2 protein-coding genes are annotated in these 1,441 nt (G+C 71.5%); one reads left to right on the forward strand and one right to left on the reverse strand.

What is annotated here, in order from left to right; all coding sequences use genetic code 11:
- Positions 1 to 412: TetR family transcriptional regulator (locus AB0O00_RS39340; protein ID WP_363659469.1), on the reverse strand; the 412-nt coding region annotated here is incomplete at its 3' end.
- Between the two features lie 308 nt (positions 413 to 720).
- Between AB0O00_RS39340 and AB0O00_RS39345 the strand changes: the two genes are divergently transcribed.
- Positions 721 to 1,441 (forward strand): transposase (locus AB0O00_RS39345; RefSeq protein WP_363659470.1); only part of this gene is annotated, 721 nt, incomplete at its 3' end.

Consider the following 1,441-nt stretch of genomic DNA (forward strand, 5'->3'; position numbering starts at 1 on the left):
CCAGGCGCGCACGCTCCAGCAGGGCGAGCAGGTCGGGCACCCACACCGAGCGCCAGCTGGCCGCGCACCTCGGCCGCTCGCGCGAGAGCCGGGCCGCGCAGCGCACGGCGACGTCGTTCTCCAGGAGCCGGGCAAGGCCGACGGTCAGGTCCTCGACCGAGCACAGCGGTCGCGCGCCGTCCGCAAGCACCCGGTCCACCAGGCTGCGGGTGAGCGAACGGCCGCGTCCTTGAACGGCGTTGGCGAGGGCGTTCTTGCTGGCGAAGTGGAAGGTCACGGCACCCAGTGAGATCTCGGCGGCTCTCGCGACCTGGGCCAGGGAGGTGCTCCCGTAGCCGGTGCGGTCGAACTCCGCGGCGGCCGCGTCCAGGAGCATCTGTCGCGTACGAGCAGCCCTCGCCTGCTTGACCATGTGCTTCTCTCCGGTTGCCGGGGCCGCAGTCGCGCGACTCCGTGGTGTTCCGGCCGGCGCACCGTGGACGCGGTGACGGGCCGAGGAGCCAGCATGCGCTCGCCCCTACGCCCCTGGGAACAGGGACTTGCTCAAGATGTACGGATTCCTCCCCACGCCGCTGCGGGGCGCCAGTGCCTCTCAGCGCCCCTGCCGCGACCTACCGAAGTCGTACACGTCCGTGCTACGCAGGTCGAAAAGAAAGAGAGCGTTCGTTATTCTTTTGGGCGCAGTCGGCCCCCGGAGGCCGGCCGAAGGGGGATTCAGCCATGACCTCGCACCACACCGCCGGGACACTGGACCCCGGCATCCACACGTCGACGTCCCTGTTCACCGAAGAGCTCTTCGGCCACCTGCCGAGAGCCGACCAGCGCCGCTGGGCCCACGCCTACCTGCAAGGACTGCTCACCACACGGGGAAAGAAATCGATGCGCCGCCTGGCGGCGACGGTCTCGCAGTCGCGTACCGCCTCGCAGTCGCTCCAGCAGTTCATCAACGCCAGCCCCTGGGAGTGGGACCCCGCCCGCCAGGAACTGACCCGCTGGATCGAGCGCCGCACCGACGTACGGGCCTGGACCATCGGCTGCGCCGTGCTGCCCAAGCGCGGCGACCACTCCGTTGGCGTGCACCGCAGGTTCGTCACGTCGGCCGGACGCGTCGTCAACTGCCAGGTGGGCCTCGGGCTCTTCCTCGCCACCGGCCGCGGGGAGATCCCCGTCGACTGGCACCTGCTGCTGCGCGGGCCCTGGTGCGAGGACCCCGAACTGCGCCAGCGCGCCCGGATCCCGGAGGAGACCGGCAAGGTGCCGCTGTGGCTCCAACTCGGCGACATGGTCGCCTCCTTGGGCGCGCACACCTCGCTCGCCCCGGCCCCGCTCGTCGCCGACGTGAGCGAGTACACCGACAGCGCCGCGCTCGCCCGGGCGCTGGACGGGCGCGAGTTCGTCATCACCGTGCCCGGCTCGCTGCCGGTCCTCCCGGAGGGCCACC

Origin of the sequence: Kitasatospora sp. NPDC093558, assembly GCF_040683475.1 — a bacterium.
In the GTDB taxonomy this organism is placed as follows: Bacteria; Actinomycetota; Actinomycetes; order Streptomycetales; family Streptomycetaceae; genus Kitasatospora.